The organism is Bosea sp. 685 (assembly GCF_031884435.1).
GTDB lineage: Bacteria > Pseudomonadota > Alphaproteobacteria > Rhizobiales > Beijerinckiaceae > Allobosea.
The window spans coordinates 4,406,839-4,423,657 of sequence record NZ_CP134779.1; the positions used below are offsets into that span (position 1 = coordinate 4,406,839).

Below are 16,819 nucleotides of genomic sequence, written 5' to 3' on the forward strand. Positions count from 1 at the left end.
CTTTAAGTCAAACCCTTCGCCGGAGCGGTCTCGCGACCCGCCCGCAGCGCCCGTCCGGTCGATCTTGTTGTGCCCCTGCTGCCTGTATCGCCGGGCAGATTGCGCTTTGCAAGCAGGAGCAGGAGGAGACCGACGAGCGCCAGCGGAACCATGGCGAGAAACGCCAGCGAACCATGGCGCTGGTAGAGATAGCCCGACAGAATCGTCATCGCGGCGCTGGCCAGTGCGCTCAACGCCACGAGCCCGCCCTGGGCGGCGGCGCGCCGCCCCTCGGGCGCCAATGCGGAGAGGACCGCCAGCGCGCCGAGATGAGCGCAACCGAAGGTCAGGCCATGCAGCAATTGCAGCAGCAGCGTGACGCCGAGCCCGGGATCGAGTGCCATGGCGCCGAATCGGATGATGGCGGCGACAGCACCCGCCGCGATCCAGGCGAAGCCAGCCGTGCCCCGCGCGACGATGCCGCCGGCGAACAAGAACAACGCCACCTCCGCCACGACGCTCACGGCCCAGAGCCCGCCAATGGCGGTGTCGCTGAAACCCAAGCTGCGCCAGTGCAGCGAGCCGAAGGCATAGAGCGCGGCATGTGTCGCGTTCACGCAGGCGATGGCGACCAGCGCCAGCCGGAAGGCCGGGCTGAAACCAACCGGAACGGGGTTCGCCTGTTGCGCCGGCCTGACGTGCGCCGGCGGCGCGGGGGCGGCGAGCGCCGCAAGCGCCGCCAGGCCCGTGCTCGCCGCCAAGGCGAGCGGAATGATGCCGGCGCCAAGCCGGGCTATCAGGTAGCCGCCGAGCAGGTTCGCCGCGAAAAAGCTGACCGACCCCCACAGCCTGACGCGGCCATAGTCGATCGCGGCACCCGCCTTGATCTGCGCCGTCGTCAGCACATCGGCCAAGGGCACGACGCCGGAGATGGCGGCGGCGTTGAGCGCCATGGTCAGGCCGATCAGCCAGATGCCATACGCCGGCAGCAAGGCGAGATAGAGCAGCGCCGCCAGCCCATTGAGCGCAGCCAGCAGCAGGGCCGGCGAAAGGCGGCTGTCGGCGAGCCCCGTGACCCATGACGTAGCGACGACGCGCATCAGGATCGGAATCGTGAGAACGACGCTGATGGCGACATCGCCGAGCCCTCTGGAGGCAAGCCAGATCGGAAAGAACGGCATGTAGATGCCGACGCCGAGGAAATTCAGCGCATGCATCAGCGACAGTCGGGGCCCGATCCCACCCTGCGGAAGCAGCGCCATTTTCAAGCCCGATCGCATGGCGCCGGCAGCACTTCCTTAAGCAATACGGAGGCACGGTTGGAGATGGTGCATTTCGACTGACGAATGGCGATTCGGCCAGTCCTTCACGAGCAGGTTGGTCATGGTTGAGGCGCGTTCGCTAACGCCGCTGAGCGAAACCGACTACGAGGCCATCGCGGCCGCCGTCATGGAGACGGCGCGCGGGCGCTGGTTCATGGCCGAATTCGCCAAACGCAACCGTCAAGCCGATACTGCCCAGCTGCTCACCGCCATCGGCCGGATCGAGCGCGTCGTCGGTGTCAGTGCCCAGCCCTCGCCGCCCGAGCCCAGCCTGCGCGAGGCCGCCGCGCTGATCACCGATCTCAGGCTCGACCTCGAACGGATCAGCGGACGCAACCAGGAGCCGTCATCGGGCCTGGCAGCGCGCATCGAGGGCGCCTCCGGCACCATCGCTGCCGCGGTCGAGAGCATCCAGGAGGCGGCCTGGGGCCTGCGCGAGGCCGGCGCGGACGAGGCCCTCTGCGACATGCTCGACCGGCGCGCCACCGAGATCAACGCAGCGACCACCAGCATCGACGGCACGGCCCAGCAGATCGGCAAGATCGCCGATACGATCGCGATGCTCGACAGCAGCCTGCGGGCGTTCTGCGAGAGCGCGCAGGATGAGGGCGACGCAGGGCAGTTCCAACCGGCGCGCGGGCTCAGCCTGCGGGACGCAGCGCCGCTCGGCGCTTATGACGACGTCGAGATCATCGAGATCGACGAGGCTCCGACCTCAGCCGTGACCGCGCCGCGCAAGGTCTCCGCGCGGCCGACGACCGAGCTCAAGCACCAGGCGAGCTCGCTCATCCACGACGATGTCGACTTCGAATATATCGACGTCCCCAGCGAGGCGCCGCCTCCAGCTCCCGTCGCCCCCCCGGCCACCTCGGAAGCCGATCTGCGCGAGATCGACGCGCTGCGCGCCGACAAGAAGCTCGCCTACTTCGCGTAGTTCACGCGTTTGGAAATCTTCTGAGCCCTCATCCTGAGGAGCGCTCCGCAGGAGCGCGTCTCGAAGGATGCTCCAGGAGGCACCCGTGCAAGCTGGAGCACCCTTCGAGACGCCGCTTACGCGGCTCCTCAGGATGAGGGCTGGAGTTTCCAAACGGGCTCTAAACCGCTCCCGCGGCGACATAGCTCGCCATCTTGCCGGGGTTGAGCAGGCCGAGCGGATCGACCTCGCGCTTGAAGCCGAGCTGGTCCGCATCGGCGCGCTTGTGCCGGCTGCCGGCCTCGAGCGAGACCACATGCGGATTGGCGATCATCACGCCCGCCGCCTCATGCAGGGCGATGATCTCGTTCAGGCGCTCGGGCGTCGAATAGCGCAGGATCGGCAAGGCGCTCGCGGTCATGCGCCCGCCGAAGCGGATGAATTCGTGATGCGCCAGAACCTCGTCGGGAAAGCGCGTGATCATCTCAGCCGCGCTCTCGAGCAGCCGGTCATGCGGGAACATGCATTGCAGATAGGTGATCGAGCGGTCGCCCTTCAGCCATTGCAGCGTGGTGTGGTTCCAGGTGTATTCGTAGAGCGGGACCGTGCCCGGCCCCTCCTCCGAGGGCGCCTCATAGGTCACCGCGCCGCGCTGGCCGATGATCGCCTTGAACGGCCCGAGCGAGGCCTCGGCGATCATGCAGATCAGGAGGCTCTTGCCTTCAGGACAATGCTGCTTCAGCGCTCCGAACGTCGCCGGGATCGGCCATGAGATCGGCGTCACCAGCTTCTTGACCACGCCGTCGGCGAGCGCGACTTCGTAACCGGCCTGGAAGGCCTCCATATAGTCGTCGAAGGCGACGATGACGTCGATCCAGGGCCAGGCCGGAGCCAGCGGCATTTCGAGCGCCGTGATGATGCCGGTCGTGCCATAGGCGCGGTTGACCTTCTGGGCCGCGTCATCGCGCAGTTCGAGGATGCGCGGCTGCGCCTCCATCGTGACGATACGCGCGGCCAGGATGTTGCCGGGCTCGCGCAGGCCGCCATAGGTGACCGAGCCGACGCCGCCCGAGCCGCCGGCAACGAACCCGCCGATCGTGGCCGAGCGCTTGGTCGAGGGGTGCATGCGCAATTCGAAACCCGCCTCGCGCGTCGCCATGTCGATGTCGAGCAGGCGCGAGCCGGCAGCGACCCTGACCACGCCGGGCTTTTGCCAGGCGATGCCGCTCAGCGCGGTGATGTCGAGCAGAACGCCGCCTTCGAGCGGCACCGCCTGGCCGTAATTGCCAGTGCCGGCGGCACGGACCGTCAGCGGGATGCGCCGCTTCACGCAAGCCGCGGCGACCCGCACCACCTCGTCCTCATCGCGCGGGCAGGCGATGATGTCGGCGGATTTGTCGGCCAGTTCCTGGTTCAGGATCGGCGAATACCAGAAGAAGTCGCGCGAGCGCTTGCGCACCACCTGCGGCTCGTCGATCAAGGGCACGCCGTCGAGATCGGCCTTCAGCCCGGCGATGTCATAGCGCGAGGGCTGCGGGGCCTTCGGCCTGCGGTCCGGAGCAGCGCTCATGATCGTCTCTCCGCGTTACACGTCATTCTCATTGCCCGTCATTCTCGGGCTTGGCCCGAGAATCTCATGACGAGATGGCTGGTTTCCGAGATGCTCGGGCCAAGCCCGAGCATGACGTGCTTCAATTCTCCCGTTTCAGCGCGCTTTCATGCCAGCGCCGCAGCAGGAGATGCGAGATCCAGCTCGTTGCGAGGAAGATCGCTATCCCCGACAGCGAGATCATGATCAGGGCGGCAAAAACGCGCGGGATCTTGAGCTGATAGCCCGCCTCCAGAATGCGGTAGGCGAGGCCCGACGAGCTGCCGCCCGTGCCGGCGACGAATTCGGCGACGACCGCCCCGATCAGTGCGAGCCCGCCCGAGATCTTCAAGCCGGCGAGGAAATAGGGCAGCGCGGCCGGCAATCTGAGATGGCGCAATGTCTGCCAGCGCGTCGCGCCATAGAGCTGGAACAGGTTGATCAGGTTGTGGTCGGCCGAATTCAGCCCGAGGATGGTGTTCGACAGGATCGGGAAGAAGGCGACGATCCAGGCGCAGATCAGGAGCGAGAGGTTGATGTCTCCGGCCCAGATGATGATCAGCGGCGCGATCGCCACGATCGGCGTCACCTGCAGGATCACCGCATAGGGCAGAAGCGACATCTCCAGCCATTTCGACTGGGTGAACAGCACAGCCAGCGCAACGCCGACAATGACGGCCGCCGCCAGCGCCATGAAGGTGATGCGCAGCGTGATCCAGAGCGAGCCCGAAAGCGTGCCCCAATCGGCGACCAGCGTCTGGCCGATCAAGAGCGGCCCGGGCAGGACATAGGGCGGGATCTCCTTGTAACGGACCAGGAACTCCCACAGGCCGAGCGCCAGGACACCGATGACGATCGGCGCCAGGAGGCGCGGCCAGGCGCTGGCCGGCAGACCGAGGATGCGGGGCTCCGTCGCGAAGACGGGGCGGGCTTCAGCGTCAGTGCCGTCATGGGCGGGAGGTGGCAGGGCTGTCTCGAAGGATGGCGCGCTCATGAGCCGATCGCCTCCTTGAGCTTGCCGGAGACGACGCGGCAGAGATGGGCGTATTCCGGCGAGGTGCGGAAGAGATCGTCGCGCGGATAGGGCGCATCGACATCGAGATCGGCCATCACCCGGCCGGGCCGCGCCGCCATCACCACGATGCGCTTGGAAAGATAGACCGACTCGAAGACCGAATGGGTGACGAAGACGGCGGTGAATTTTTCTTTCCACCAGAGCTCGAGCAGATCGTCATTGAGGCGGTGGCGGGTGATCTCGTCGAGCGCCGCGAAAGGCTCGTCCATCAGCAGGATCTTTGGCCGCAGCACGAGCCCGCGCGCGATCGAGACGCGCATCCTCATGCCGCCGGAGAGCTCGCGCGGATAGGATTTCTCAAAGCCCTTGAGCCCGACCAGCGCCAGCATCTCGGCGGCACGCTCTTGCGCCTCGCGCTTGCGGACGCCCTTCAGCGTCAAGGGCATCATGACGTTGCCGAGCGCGGTCGCCCAGGGCATCAAGGTCGGGTCCTGGAAGACGAAACCGAGATCGCGCTCAGGCTCGCCCGAGGCGTCATGGCTGGTCGTGGGCCATTCGATCGTGCCGGCCGAAGGGGCGCCCAGCCCGGCGATCATGCGCAGCAGGGTTGATTTCCCGCAGCCGGAGGGGCCGAGCAGGCTGATGAACTCGCCGGCACCCAGATGCAGGTTGACGTCGCGTACGGCGAGCGTGCCGTTGGCGAATTGTTTGGAGACATGGCGCACGCAGACGAGCGGCTTGGCCTCGCTGCTGCGGACGGCATGGGGTGTGCTCAGATAGGCTGTGTCCAAAGCCTGATGATCCGTTGTCTGTGACAGTCACAACGAGTGCGACGTCATCCCGGGCTTGCCCCGGGATCCATCGAAGGGCGCCGCACTCTACGATGGATCCCGGATCTGCGCCGCTTCGCGGCTTGTCCGGGATGACGGCGAGGAGGCGGCCGCCGAACGCCTCACGCCTTGCCCACGCCCTTGTTCACGAACTCCAGGCTATAGGCCTTCTTGATATCGACGCCGGCCGGGAAGACGCCAGCCTCCGTCATCGTCTTGTAGAAGCTCGCCCAACGCGCATCGGTCATGGCGCCGATGCCCAGCGTCAGCGCGTCGCCGGAGAGCACGATGCCCTTCTCGTTCATGACCTTGACGGCGTAGTCGATCTTCTCCTGATCCATGTCGGGATTGTCCTTCAGGATCTGGGCGTTGGCCGCGGCCGCGCTCGGCCCGGCCTTCATGTACTCGGCCCAGCCCTCCAGCGAGGCGGTGACGAAGCGCTGGACCAGGTCCTTCTTCTCTGCGGCCATCTTCTGCGAGATGTTGATCGTGGTGTTGTAATTCTCGAAGCCGGCATCGGCGATGAGATGCACCACCGGATTCACCCCGCCCTTCTGGATGGCGAAGGGCTCGGACGACAGGAAGCCCTGCTGCGAGATGGTCTTGTCGGCCAGGAAGGGCGCCATGTTGAAGGTGTAGGGCCTGATCTGCTCGTCGGTGTAGCCGAACTTCGCCTTCAGGAAGGGCCAGTAGCTGGTGCGCCCGGCAGCGCCGACCAGGATCGGCTTGCCCTTCAGCGCAGCCAGCGAGTCATTGCCCTGGCCGGGATGCGAGATCAGGACCTGCGGGTCCTTCTGGAAGATCGAGGCGATGCAGAGGAAGGGGATGTTCTCCTGGGCGTAGCGGATCGCCTCGAAGGAGTTCGACATGATCATGTCGACACGGCCGCCGAGCAGGAGCTGCGAAGGGTTCTGCTGCGGTCCGCCGGGGCGGATGTCGGCGTCGATGCCGTATTTCTTGTAGATGCCGTTGGTGACGGCGAGATAGAAGCCGCCATGCTCGGCCTGGGCGCGCCAATTGGTCTGGTAGGAGACCTTGTCGAGGGTCTGGGCGCTGACCTTGCTGCCGGGCACCGGCACTAGGACGGAGGCGGCCGAGCCGCCGATGAGGCCCAGCGCCGCGCGCCGGTTGATGCGATACTTCATCATCATGCTGGAGACCTCCTGGACAAGGCTTTTGCGCAATTGCGCCGTGATCGCGGGCCAGCAACATACATGCCATGCAGCACCGCTGGCTGGAAATGCGGCATGACGCTCTTGCGCACAGAGAACGTGCAATTGCCCAGGCCGCAAGCAGAAACACCGCGCTGCACGCCGTCATTCCGGGGCAGGCCGCAGACCTGAGCCCGGAACCCAGAACCGATGCCGCTGCTTGGGAAGGCACAGGCAGCCGATCCGCTTCACGAGGACGCGCATCGGTTCTGGGTTCCGGGCCCATGGCGGAGTTTACCCTTGGGCCGATCGAAGATCGGACCCGAGGGCCATGTCCCGGAATGACGGCGGAGAATAACGCCAGCGCTCAGCGCTCAAGGCCGTCAATATCCTGCATCGGCTTGCCCCGAAAACCGGTTCCCACTTTTCGGGCCGATGCCCTAGGCTGGCGCAATGCGCTGCGAACAGGCCATCTCGGATACGGTGCTCGCGGTGCTCCGGCGGGCGCCCCTCGACAACGTCGTCCTCCTGAAGTTTCTGCTCGCCTCTCCGGAGGGCGCGACCGTGCATCAGATCGTCCGGGGCGATGATGCGGCGACATTGCTGCTGCTCGACCACCGCTTCAGCGATTTCGATCGCGAGACCTATCCGGCAGCCAGCGCGTCGGCCCTCATTGCCAGTAACCGCCCCGAACTCACGCGGGACCTGCTGGCTTTCGTGCCGCGGCGGGAGACCCTGGTCTTCAAGCTGGCGAACGAGGCCGATCGCCTTGTCGTCGCGGAGGAATTTCCCCTGGAACGGCGCACCGCCTTCCTGTCCTATACCGCGACAATCATGCCCGCGCTCGATACGGGCGCAGACATCGAGACGACCACCGCTGCGGCGCCGTTCGAGCTGTTGGCGGCGCAAGGCCACAGCGCGGCGTGGCTGGGCCCTCTCATCGAGAGCGGGCGCGCCTTCGTCAGTGTGATCAGGAACGGTCCCAGGTCGCTATCGGCCTGCTTCGCCTTCCAGATCGACGGCCCGGTCTGGGAGGTTGGAGGCGTCTACACGCAGCCGCAAGAGCGCGGCAAAGGCCTGGCCTCTCGCGTCGTCCACACGGCGCTGGCGGAATTGCAGCGTCGCGGCCATGTTGCGCGCTATCAGGTCGCCGAGGAGAACACGGCTTCCATCCGGCTGGCGGAAACCCTAGGCATGAGGCGCTACCTCACTCTCACCCACTATCTCAGCGCGCCGGATCTGCCATGACCAGCACCGCCATGATCCGTCCTGCCCTCGCCGCGCTTCGCGCTGAACTCGCCGATCTGACAATCTATCAGGATGCGCCGAGCTTGCGCATGCATAGCCGTGACTTCTTCTGGTTCTCGCCGGTGCTGAAGCCCGATCTCGAGGGCAAGCAGGCCGAGCTGATCATCCTGCCCAGCGACAAGGCTGAGGTCGCCCGCATCGCCTCGGCCTGCGCGCGCCATCGCGTGCCATTGACGGTGCGCGGCGGCGGCACCGGCAATTACGGCCAGGCCGTGCCGCTGGAGGGCGGCGTGGTGATGAACCTGACCCGGCTCAACCGCGTCGTCTCGACCACGCTCGGCGCCGGCCGCTTCGAGGCGGGCGCGAACCTGCTCGACATCGACAAGGCGCTCGCTCCCCTCGGCCAGGAGCTGCGCATGCATCCCTCGACCCGGGCGCAGGCGACGCTGGGCGGCTTCGTCGCGGGCGGCGCTGCCGGCGCCGGCTCCTGCACATGGGGCCAGATCGACAATCTCGGCGCGGTGATCGCGCTCGAGGTCATGACGGTCGAGCCCGAGCCGCGCCTGATCGAGTTGCGGGGCAAGGAGATCCTCAAGGTGATGCACGCCTATGGCGTCAACGGCATCATCACCGAGGTCGAGGTGCCGCTCGCGCCGGCCCATGCCTGGGCCGAGCGGATCGCGACCTTCGACAGCCTGAAGACCGCCGCCGCCTTCGGCCAGGCCTTCACCGAATGCGACGGCATCGCCAAGAAGCTGGTCAGCATCCACGCCCCGGCAATCGCGCCCTATCTCAAGCGCCTCGGGCCCTATCTCGGCGAGAACAAGGCCTTCGCCGTCCTGATGGTGTCGGAGCCACAGAGCGACGAGCTCGACCGGCTGATAGTGGAGATGGGCGGGACCGTGACCTTTGCGCGCGGGGCGCAGGCTGCAAGAGCTGCCGCCTTCGGCGAGCATCGGGACAAAGGCGCGCCCGGCCCGCTCTACGAATACACATGGAACCACACCACGCTGCACGCGCTCAAGCTCGATCCGACGATCACCTATCTGCAGCTTCGCTTTCCGCCCGGCCGCAATCTTGAACTGTTGGACTGGGCGGAAGAGCAGTTCCGCGACGACGTGATCTTCCACATCGAGTTCCAGCGCCGGCAGGGCAAGGTCTATCATTCCAGCCTGCCACTGGTGCGCTTCAGCACGGCAGAGCGCCTGTACGAGATCATGCGCCAGGCCGAGGAGGCCGGCATCCAGGCCTCGAACCCGCATACATGGGTTTTGAACAATGCCGGCTGGAAGCGCACCGACGCGCCACAGCCGGAGTTCAAGCGCCTCGCCGACCCCTATGGGCTGATGAACCCGGGCAAGCTGCTGGACTGGGAGGCCAAGAGCTCGGAAGCGAAGGCCTCGGAAGCGGCCGAGTGACAGCGCGGCAGTGACGGCGCGGCTCAGCCGCAGATCACCTTGCGCAAATCCGCGAAGATGCGCCTGGCATAATCCGCCGGCGGCTCGGCGCCGGCATGATCGAGCCAGAGATCGCTCGCGACCCGCATCGCCCCGATCGTCACCATGGCGACGAGCCGCGCCGGCAACGGATCACCGCCTGGAGCGGCGCGTTCGGCCAGGGCCGCCGCCAGCACACGTTCCAGCTTCTCGTATTTGACCTGATCATAGGCGCGCAGCGCCGGCGTCTCCTTCACCAGCCGGGAGAGGGCGATCGCCTCCTCGCGCTCATAGCCGCTGATGCTGGCGATCAGCGCCCGCTCCGCCGCCAGCAGCAGCGGCTCGGCTTGAGGCCGCTGCGCCAGCGCAGCCACAAGCCCGTCGCCGAAGGCATCCTTCCAGGCGAAGACGACCTCCTCCTTGGAGGCGAAATAGTGGAAGAAGCTGCGGCGCGACATCTCGGCCGCGGCGGCGATATCGTCCAGCGTCGTCGCCTCGAAGCCCTTCTCCAGGAACAGCGCCATGGCCGCATTCGTCAGCCTTTCGCGGGTCTGGAGCTTCTTGCGCTCGCGCAGTCCTGGCTTGGGCGTGTTGCGCCGGGGCGCACTGAGCGATTGATCAGGCATCGGAAAACTCTTTAATTTCATCTCTTGCAATTTTGCACTTGATGCAAATATTGGCATCCAAGTTAGCATTCGCCAGCGCTCCCGCCATCCCACCCCTGGAAAGAGCCATGAAAGACAACTGGACCACTGCCGATATCCCTTCGCAAGCCGGCAAGCTCGCCATCATCACCGGCACCGGCGGCCTCGGCTATGAAGACGCGCTCGAACTCGCCCGCGCCGGGGCGGAGATCGTCCTCGCCGGGCGCAACGCTGGCAAGGGCAGCGAGGCGGTGGCGCGGATCAAGGCCGCCGTTCCCGGCGCGGCGATCTCCTTCAGCCTGCTCGATCTCGCCGAGCTGTCCTCGGTCCAGGCTTTCGCGGCGAGCTTCGCCAGCAGGCATGACCGGCTCGACATCCTGATCAACAATGCCGCGGTGATGGCGTTGCCGAGGCGGGCGACTACGGCCGATGGTTTCGAGATGCAGATCGGCACCAATTTCCTCGGGCATTTCGCGCTGACGGCGCATCTGCTGCCGCTGCTGCGCAAAAGCGCCGCGCCGCGCGTGATCCAGTTGAGCAGCCTGGCGCATCGCCGCGGCACGATCGATTTCGACGATCTCCAGGGCGAGCGGCCCTATAATGCCTGGAAGGCCTACAGCCAGTCCAAGCTCGCCATGCTGATCTTCGCGCTGGAGCTGCAGCGCCGCAGCGACGCGCAGGGCTGGGGCCTGACCAGCCTTGCGAGCCATCCCGGCTGGGCGACGACAGACCTGATCGCGAACGGTCCGGCCCAAAGCGGGCCGGCGCTGCTCTGGCGGCTGACGCGCCTGTTCGCTCCCCTGTTCAGCCAATCTGCTGCCGCCGGCGCCCTGCCGACGCTCTATGCGGCGACCGCTTCCGACGCGGAGAAGGGCGGCTATTATGGTCCCAACGGCTTCCACGAAATGAAAGGCGCACCGTCGCATTCGAAGATGGTCGGGCAAGCGAATGATCCCGCTGTGGCGACACGGCTCTGGGACGCCGCCGAGCGGCTCACCGGCGTGAGTTTCGCCGAGCCTGCCCGTGCCGCGACGACCGTCTGAGACCGAATTCCATCGCTGAAGCTAAGGATACGATCCATGAAAGTCCTGATTTTCGGCGCGACCGGCATGGTCGGGCAAGGCGTGCTGCGCGAATGCCTGCTCGATCCCGATGTGAGCGAGGTCGTCACCATCGGCCGCAGCGCGACCGGGCAAAGCCATGCCAGGCTGCGCGAGATCGTTCACGCCGATCTGACGGACTACACCGCGATCGAGCCGCAGCTTACGGGCTTCGACGCCTGCTTCTTCTGCCTCGGCATCGCATCAGTGGGGATGAGCGAGGCCGACTACCGCCGCATCACCTATGACATCACGCTCGCTGCCGCCGGGACGCTGGTGCGGCTCAATCCGGCGATGGTGTTCGTCTATGTCTCGGGCGCCAGCACCGACAGCAGCGAAAAAGGCCGCTGGATGTGGGCGCGGGTGAAGGGCGCAACCGAAAACGCCATCATGCGCCTGCCTTTCAGAGCCTCCTACATGTTCCGCCCGGGCGCGATCCAGCCGCTGCACGGCATCCGCTCGAAGACCCGTCTGTATCGCGTGATCTACGACCTGACCGCGCCGTTGCTGCCCCTGCTGCAGCGCTGGCTGCCGAATTCCATCACCACCACCGAGCAGATCGGCAAGGCGATGCTCAAGGTGGCAAAGGACGGAGCGCCCAAGCCGATCCTGGAGAATGCCGACATCAACCGGCTTTAAGCCCGCATGCGATCCCATGCATTGAACGGATCGTCCCGGACTTTGATCTTGCATCGGCTTGCCCCGAAAACCGGTTCCCACTTTTCGGGCCGATGTCCTAGGGTTGTGGCCTGACACTGGCTGCAAGGACGAGAGCATGACCGCGCGCTTCTGGGGCGAGCTGAAGACCACTGAATTCGAGGGGCTGTCCGCCGACGACACCGTCGCGGTGCTGCCGCTGGCGGCGATCGAGCAGCATGGCCCGCATCTGCCGGTTTCGGTCGACACCACGATCATGAACGCGATGCTAGCTGAGGCGATGCCGCTCGTTCCGGCCGGGCTCGACGTGCTGGTGCTGCCGACCATGGCGATCTGCAAATCGAACGAGCACCTGCATTCGCCGGGCACATTGACCTTGTCCTGGGAGACCGCGACCAGCGCCTGGATCGAGATCGGCGAGAGCGTCAGGCGCGCTGGCTTGCGCAAGCTCGTGATCGTCACCTCGCATGGCGGCAATGTCGACCCGATGAAGGTGGTCGCGCGCGAATTGCGCGTGCGCCTCGGCATGCTCACCGTGACCACGGCCTGGCGCGCCTTCGGCCTGCCGCAGGGCCTTTTTGCCGATCTCGACGCCAATCACGGCATCCATGCCGGCGATATCGAGACCTCGCTGATGCTGCATTTCCGGCCTGACCTCGTCGATATGAGCAAGGCCAAGCGCTTCGAGCCGCTGACGATCGCGATGGCGCTGGACGGCTACACCTGGCTGCGGCCGACCGGGCTGCACGCCTTCGCCTGGATGGCGCAGGACGTTCACGGCTCGGGCGCGGCGGGCGATGCCAGCCTCGCTACGGCTGAGAAAGGCAAGGCGACGGCGGCGTTCCAGGCGAAGGGTTTTGCCGAGCTTCTGGCCGACGTCGCACGGTTTCCGCTGGCGAAACTGCACGAGGCGGGTTGAGGCTCGGCAGCCCTCACTTCACGGATCTGTGGCCATAGCCGCACAAATTCGAACTGGTTGCCGGCAGGCGATGACGGGACAATGCCGTCATCGCTACCGGAACCAGGAGAGACCATGCAGCTTCAGCTTCTCCGCAACGCCGCGCTCAAGCTCAGCTATGCCGGCAGGACGATCCTCGTCGACCCCGATCTCGGAGCGCGCCACAGCCGGCGCTCCATTGCCGGCCGCTCGAACAATCCCATGGTCGAGCTGCCGCTGCCGATCGAGGATATCCTCGCCGGGGTCGACCTCGTCATCGTCTCGCATCTGCATGCCGACCATTTCGACGAGGTCGCCAAGGAGCGCCTACCCAAGGACCTGCCGCTGATCTGCCGCGCCGGCGACGAGGAGGCCATCGCCAAGGCCGGCTTCCGCGCGATCACGCCGCTGGACTGCTATCTCCGGCTCGGCCCGATCATCCTCAAATCGCATCCCGCCCAGCACGGCACCGGCGCGGTCGTCGAGACGATGGGTCCCGTGATGGGCTTCGGCCTGGAGGCGCCGGGCGAGCCCGCCTTCTACTGGTGCGGCGACAGCGTGCTCTACCCGCCCTTGCTCGATGCCGTGAAGGCGACCGACCCCGATATCATCGTGACGCATTCCTGCGGCGCGCTCTGGGACGGCACATTGATCGTGATGGATGCCGGGCAGACGCTCGACCTCTGCGAGGCGGCGCCGCGCGCGACCGTGATCGCGACCCATATGGAAGCGCTCGACCACGCCACGGTCAGCCGCGCCGCCCTGCGGCAGGCCGCCGAGGGGCGCGGCATCGGCAGCGAGCGTCTGCTGATCCCGCGGGATGGCGAGACGATCGAACTGCGGGCCAACGTCGCGGCTTAAGGCTTAGAGCTCAGAGTCTATCCTCGGAACCACGTCGTCATCCTGGGCTTCGCGCAGCGAAGTCCCGGGATCCATCATAGAGCTCCGGAGCCCTCCGATGGATCCCGGAGCTGCGCCGCTGCGCGGCTTGTCCAGGATGACGGCGTGGTTCCGAGCGGTTCCGATGCCGGGCGAATGCCGGGCGAACGAGCGGGGGCTACTCCCCCGCCTTCATCTGCCTGGCGTAGATGTCCTTGTAGGTCTCGCGCAGCAGGTTCTTCTGGACCTTGCCCATGGTGTTGCGCGGCAGATCGTCGACGATGAAGACCTGCTTGGGCATTTTGAACTTGGCCAGGCGCTGCTGCAGCGTCTTGGCGATCGAGGCGGCGGTGATCGTCGCGCCGGGCTTGACCACCACGACGGCGGTGACGCCCTCGCCGAAATCAGGATGCGGGCAGCCAATGACGGCGCTTTCGACCACGCCTGGCATCTCGTCGATCTCGGTCTCGACTTCCTTGGGATAGACATTGTAGCCGCCGGTGATGATCAGATCCTTGCCGCGCCCGACGATGTGGACATAGCCGGCCGGGTCGATCTTGCCGAGATCACCGGTGATGAAGAAGCCGTCCGCGCGGAACTCGGCCGCCGTCTTCTCCGGGTTGCGCCAATAGCCCTTGAAGACATTGGGGCCCTTGACCTCGATCATGCCGATCTCGTCGGCGCCCAGAACCTTGGCCGTCTCGGGGTCGGTGACGCGGGCGGAGACGCCCGGCAGCGGGAAGCCGACCGTGCCCGCCACCCGCTCGCCCTCATAGGGGTTGGAGGTGTTCATATTGGTCTCGGTCATGCCGTAGCGCTCGAGGATGGCGTGGCCGGTGCGCTCGCGCCATTCGCGGTGGGTCTCGGCGAGCAAGGGGGCCGAGCCGGAGACGAAGAGGCGCATATGGGCGGTCGAAGCCTTGTTCAGCCGGTCATCCTGGAGCAGCCGGACATAGAAGGTCGGCACGCCCATCATGCAGTTCGCCTGGGGCAGGTATTTGAAGACCTGGTCCGGATCGAATTTCGGCAGCAGGATCATCGCGCTGCCCGAGAACAGCACGACATTGGTGGCCACAAAAAGCCCATGCGTGTGGAAGATCGGCAGCGCATGCAGCAGCACGTCGTCCTTGGTGAAGCGCCAGTAGTCGACCAGCGCCAGCGCGTTCGAGGCCAGATTGTCATGGCTCAGCATCGCGCCCTTTGAGCGCCCGGTCGTGCCCGAGGTGTAGAGGATCGCGGCGAGATCATCGGGACCGCGCGCGACATCGGCGAACTCGGTCGCAGCCGCCAGCGCCTTGTCGGAGAGCGTGCCGGCGGAGACATCGGCTGAGCGCCAGACGCCGAGCGTCTCCAGCTTCGCACCGGCCTTGTCGGCATAAGGCTTCAGCGCCGCAGCCTTGGCGGGATCGCAGACGAAGACCGCGGGCTCGGCATCGCCGAGGAAATACTCGATTTCGGCGGGGGTATAGGCGGTGTTGAGCGGCAGGAAGATCGCGCCCGCACGCACTGTGCCGAGATAGAGCATCAAGGCCTCGATGCTCTTCTCGACCTGCACCGCGACGCGGTCGCCGGGCTTCACACCGAGTGCGACCAGCGCATTGGCGAAGCGGGCGGAGACTGCGACCATGTCGGCATAGCTGTAGCTGCGGCCGTCATCGAGCGTCGCGAAAGGCGCAGCCTGCGCAGGGATACGCGACCTGACGAGGTCGAACAGGTGGTTGCCCATGATTTCGGGTCCTTTCAGGCGTTTCCGGTCAGTCGGAATTCAGGTTGCGGCCGGCCGCAGCAGCTTGCGCACGCCCGAGGAGGCGACGACCGTGTTGCGGGTGGCGAAGGCTTCGTGGTTGGTCTCGATATCGCCGAGGTCATAGCGATAATTGACCATCACGCCATGGGCTTCGCGCAGGCCCCGCGCCGAAAGGTTGCCGCCGACATTGATGCGCTCAAGCCTGGCGCCATTGCCGAGATGGAAGCGCGCCACGGGATCGATGACGCGTCCCGAGGCCGTGCGGGCGCGCAGCAGATATTGCGCGGCCATCTGGCCGAGCAGCTTGTCACGCCGAGCCTTGGCCGGATCGTCGAGCAGGCCCGTCTCGCTGGCCGGGCGCGCGAGCTCCGAGCGCTCCTCATTGCTCAGGTGGAAGTCTCCGGGATCGGCGATGATGCCGTCGAGCCAGCGCGCTAAACCCGGCACCGGCGAGAGCGTGACGAAGGTGTCGAGCCCCGGCAATTCGCGCTTCAGGTCCTCGGCCACCTGCTTGATCAGGAAATTGCCGAAGGAGATGCCGCGCAACCCCTCCTGGCAGTTCGAGATCGAATAGAACACGGCCGTCGTCGCGGCCTGGGCCGGCAGCAGCTCGCGCTCGCCGCTCAGCAATTCGCCGATGCTGTGCGGAATCGCGCCGGTCAGGGCGACCTCGACGAAGATCAAAGGCTCGTCGACAAGCTGCGGATGGAAGAAGGCGAAGCAGCGCCGGTCGCCCGGTTCCAGTCTGCGGCGCAGATCGTCCCAGCCTTGGATCTCGTGCACCGCCTCGTAGCGGATGATCTTTTCCAGGACATTGGCGGGGGTGCGCCAGTCGATCCGGCGCAGGACCAGGAAGCCGCGGTTGAACCAGGAGCCGAAGAGGTGGCGGAAATCGCTATCGACGGCCTTGAGCTCAGGCTCGACCTCCATCGCCTCGAACAATGCCTCACGCATCCGCACCAGCACATGCGTGCCGTCGGGGGCGAGATTGAGCCGGCGCAGCAATTCCTGCCGGCGCGGTTCGGAGGCGAAATGCAAGGCTGCGATCGCAGCCGTGCCGGGCTCCTTGCGATAGGCCTCGATCGCCTTGCCCAATCGCTCCTGATCCGGCCCGAAACGCTCCTGGAGCATCATGAAGAAGGCCTGGCGGCCCTCCCGGTCGAGCCCTTCCCAGGCGTTCAGGACCGCCTGCGCCAGCGCCATGCCCGAGGCTTCGCCGCGCCCCGACAGCAGATCCTCGCAGAGCCGGTCGATCGGCCGGTTGCGCCCGGCAAAGCGTTCGAAGCCGATCAGCGCCCGGCCGCGATCCGCTACGCTGGTCAGAAGCTCCCCGAGAAACGCCATGTCCATGCGGACCTCCAGTTGAACGCCAA

15 protein-coding genes are annotated in these 16,819 nt (G+C 66.1%); 7 read left to right on the forward strand and 8 right to left on the reverse strand.

Annotated features, from left to right (window positions below; genetic code table 11):
- Positions 1 to 2 precede the first annotated feature (2 nt).
- Complete coding sequence (locus tag RMR04_RS21730) at positions 3 to 1,241, reverse strand: MFS transporter (protein ID WP_311910463.1); 1,239 nt, start codon at positions 1,239 to 1,241, stop codon at positions 3 to 5.
- Between the two features lie 121 nt (positions 1,242 to 1,362).
- Between RMR04_RS21730 and RMR04_RS21735 the strand changes: the two genes are divergently transcribed.
- Positions 1,363 to 2,235, forward strand: coding sequence for a hypothetical protein (locus tag RMR04_RS21735; RefSeq protein WP_311910464.1), 873 nt, complete (start codon positions 1,363 to 1,365; stop codon positions 2,233 to 2,235).
- Between the two features lie 160 nt (positions 2,236 to 2,395).
- Here RMR04_RS21735 and RMR04_RS21740 read toward each other — a convergent pair whose 3' ends face one another.
- The 4 genes from RMR04_RS21740 to RMR04_RS21755 all read right to left on the reverse strand — a co-directional run bounded on the left by RMR04_RS21740 (position 2,396) and on the right by RMR04_RS21755 (position 6,798).
- Positions 2,396 to 3,784 (reverse strand): FAD-binding oxidoreductase, encoded by a 1,389-nt coding sequence (locus tag RMR04_RS21740; RefSeq protein ID WP_311910465.1) that lies wholly within the window; start codon positions 3,782 to 3,784, stop codon positions 2,396 to 2,398.
- A 121-nt stretch (positions 3,785 to 3,905) separates the two neighbouring features.
- Positions 3,906 to 4,796, reverse strand: coding sequence for an ABC transporter permease (locus RMR04_RS21745; protein WP_311910466.1), 891 nt, complete (start codon positions 4,794 to 4,796; stop codon positions 3,906 to 3,908).
- Positions 4,793 to 5,608, reverse strand: coding sequence for an ABC transporter ATP-binding protein (locus RMR04_RS21750; protein WP_311910468.1), 816 nt, complete (start codon positions 5,606 to 5,608; stop codon positions 4,793 to 4,795). Before RMR04_RS21750 ends, RMR04_RS21745 begins: the two co-directional genes overlap by 4 nt.
- 161 nt (positions 5,609 to 5,769) lie before the next feature.
- Entirely contained in the window at positions 5,770 to 6,798 is a 1,029-nt protein-coding gene (locus tag RMR04_RS21755) for an ABC transporter substrate-binding protein (RefSeq protein WP_311910469.1), read from the reverse strand.
- Positions 6,799 to 7,251: 453 nt separating this feature from the next.
- Between RMR04_RS21755 and RMR04_RS21760 the strand changes: the two genes are divergently transcribed.
- Both RMR04_RS21760 and RMR04_RS21765 read left to right on the forward strand, forming a co-directional pair.
- Positions 7,252 to 8,046 (forward strand): GNAT family N-acetyltransferase, encoded by a 795-nt coding sequence (locus tag RMR04_RS21760; RefSeq protein ID WP_311910470.1) that lies wholly within the window; start codon positions 7,252 to 7,254, stop codon positions 8,044 to 8,046.
- Positions 8,043 to 9,464 (forward strand): FAD-binding oxidoreductase, encoded by a 1,422-nt coding sequence (locus tag RMR04_RS21765; RefSeq protein ID WP_311910471.1) that lies wholly within the window; start codon positions 8,043 to 8,045, stop codon positions 9,462 to 9,464. Before RMR04_RS21760 ends, RMR04_RS21765 begins: the two co-directional genes overlap by 4 nt.
- A gap of 23 nt (positions 9,465 to 9,487) precedes the next feature.
- Here RMR04_RS21765 and RMR04_RS21770 read toward each other — a convergent pair whose 3' ends face one another.
- On the reverse strand, positions 9,488 to 10,108 hold the full coding sequence (locus tag RMR04_RS21770) for a TetR/AcrR family transcriptional regulator (protein ID WP_311910472.1): 621 nt from the start codon (positions 10,106 to 10,108) through the stop codon (positions 9,488 to 9,490).
- A 107-nt stretch (positions 10,109 to 10,215) separates the two neighbouring features.
- Here RMR04_RS21770 and RMR04_RS21775 point away from each other — a divergent pair, with 107 nt between their 5' ends.
- From RMR04_RS21775 to RMR04_RS21790, 4 genes are all read left to right on the forward strand, one after another.
- Positions 10,216 to 11,169: an oxidoreductase gene (locus RMR04_RS21775; protein WP_311910473.1), complete on the forward strand. Its 954-nt coding sequence runs from the start codon at positions 10,216 to 10,218 to the stop codon at positions 11,167 to 11,169.
- Positions 11,170 to 11,205: 36 nt separating this feature from the next.
- Entirely contained in the window at positions 11,206 to 11,865 is a 660-nt protein-coding gene (locus RMR04_RS21780) for an NAD-dependent epimerase/dehydratase family protein (protein ID WP_311910475.1), read from the forward strand.
- 136 nt (positions 11,866 to 12,001) lie between these two features.
- Positions 12,002 to 12,802: a creatininase family protein gene (locus RMR04_RS21785; protein ID WP_311910477.1), complete on the forward strand. Its 801-nt coding sequence runs from the start codon at positions 12,002 to 12,004 to the stop codon at positions 12,800 to 12,802.
- Between the two features lie 114 nt (positions 12,803 to 12,916).
- A complete protein-coding gene (locus RMR04_RS21790; RefSeq protein WP_311910478.1) occupies positions 12,917 to 13,681 on the forward strand; it encodes an MBL fold metallo-hydrolase in 765 nt (254 codons plus the stop codon).
- A 196-nt stretch (positions 13,682 to 13,877) separates the two neighbouring features.
- Here RMR04_RS21790 and RMR04_RS21795 read toward each other — a convergent pair whose 3' ends face one another.
- On the reverse strand, positions 13,878 to 15,425 hold the full coding sequence (locus RMR04_RS21795) for a malonate--CoA ligase (RefSeq protein WP_311910480.1): 1,548 nt from the start codon (positions 15,423 to 15,425) through the stop codon (positions 13,878 to 13,880).
- A gap of 39 nt (positions 15,426 to 15,464) precedes the next feature.
- Complete coding sequence (locus RMR04_RS21800) at positions 15,465 to 16,796, reverse strand: malonyl-CoA decarboxylase (protein WP_311910482.1); 1,332 nt, start codon at positions 16,794 to 16,796, stop codon at positions 15,465 to 15,467.
- Between the last annotated feature and the right edge of the window lie 23 nt (positions 16,797 to 16,819).

What these genes read in the sequence shown, in the direction of transcription:
- RMR04_RS21730 (WP_311910463.1), bottom strand. Translation starts at nt 1,241, where the DNA reads ATGGCGCTGCTTCCGCAGGGTGGGATCGGGCCCCGACTGTCGCTGATG.
- RMR04_RS21735 (WP_311910464.1), top strand. Translation starts at nt 1,363, where the DNA reads ATGGTTGAGGCGCGTTCGCTAACGCCGCTGAGCGAAACCGACTACGAG.
- RMR04_RS21740 (WP_311910465.1), bottom strand. Translation starts at nt 3,784, where the DNA reads ATGAGCGCTGCTCCGGACCGCAGGCCGAAGGCCCCGCAGCCCTCGCGC.
- RMR04_RS21745 (WP_311910466.1), bottom strand. Translation starts at nt 4,796, where the DNA reads ATGAGCGCGCCATCCTTCGAGACAGCCCTGCCACCTCCCGCCCATGAC.
- RMR04_RS21755 (WP_311910469.1), bottom strand. Translation starts at nt 6,798, where the DNA reads ATGATGATGAAGTATCGCATCAACCGGCGCGCGGCGCTGGGCCTCATC.
- RMR04_RS21760 (WP_311910470.1), top strand. Translation starts at nt 7,252, where the DNA reads ATGCGCTGCGAACAGGCCATCTCGGATACGGTGCTCGCGGTGCTCCGG.
- RMR04_RS21765 (WP_311910471.1), top strand. Translation starts at nt 8,043, where the DNA reads ATGACCAGCACCGCCATGATCCGTCCTGCCCTCGCCGCGCTTCGCGCT.
- RMR04_RS21770 (WP_311910472.1), bottom strand. Translation starts at nt 10,108, where the DNA reads ATGCCTGATCAATCGCTCAGTGCGCCCCGGCGCAACACGCCCAAGCCA.
- RMR04_RS21775 (WP_311910473.1), top strand. Translation starts at nt 10,216, where the DNA reads ATGAAAGACAACTGGACCACTGCCGATATCCCTTCGCAAGCCGGCAAG.
- RMR04_RS21780 (WP_311910475.1), top strand. Translation starts at nt 11,206, where the DNA reads ATGAAAGTCCTGATTTTCGGCGCGACCGGCATGGTCGGGCAAGGCGTG.
- RMR04_RS21785 (WP_311910477.1), top strand. Translation starts at nt 12,002, where the DNA reads ATGACCGCGCGCTTCTGGGGCGAGCTGAAGACCACTGAATTCGAGGGG.
- RMR04_RS21790 (WP_311910478.1), top strand. Translation starts at nt 12,917, where the DNA reads ATGCAGCTTCAGCTTCTCCGCAACGCCGCGCTCAAGCTCAGCTATGCC.
- RMR04_RS21795 (WP_311910480.1), bottom strand. Translation starts at nt 15,425, where the DNA reads ATGGGCAACCACCTGTTCGACCTCGTCAGGTCGCGTATCCCTGCGCAG.
- RMR04_RS21800 (WP_311910482.1), bottom strand. Translation starts at nt 16,796, where the DNA reads ATGGACATGGCGTTTCTCGGGGAGCTTCTGACCAGCGTAGCGGATCGC.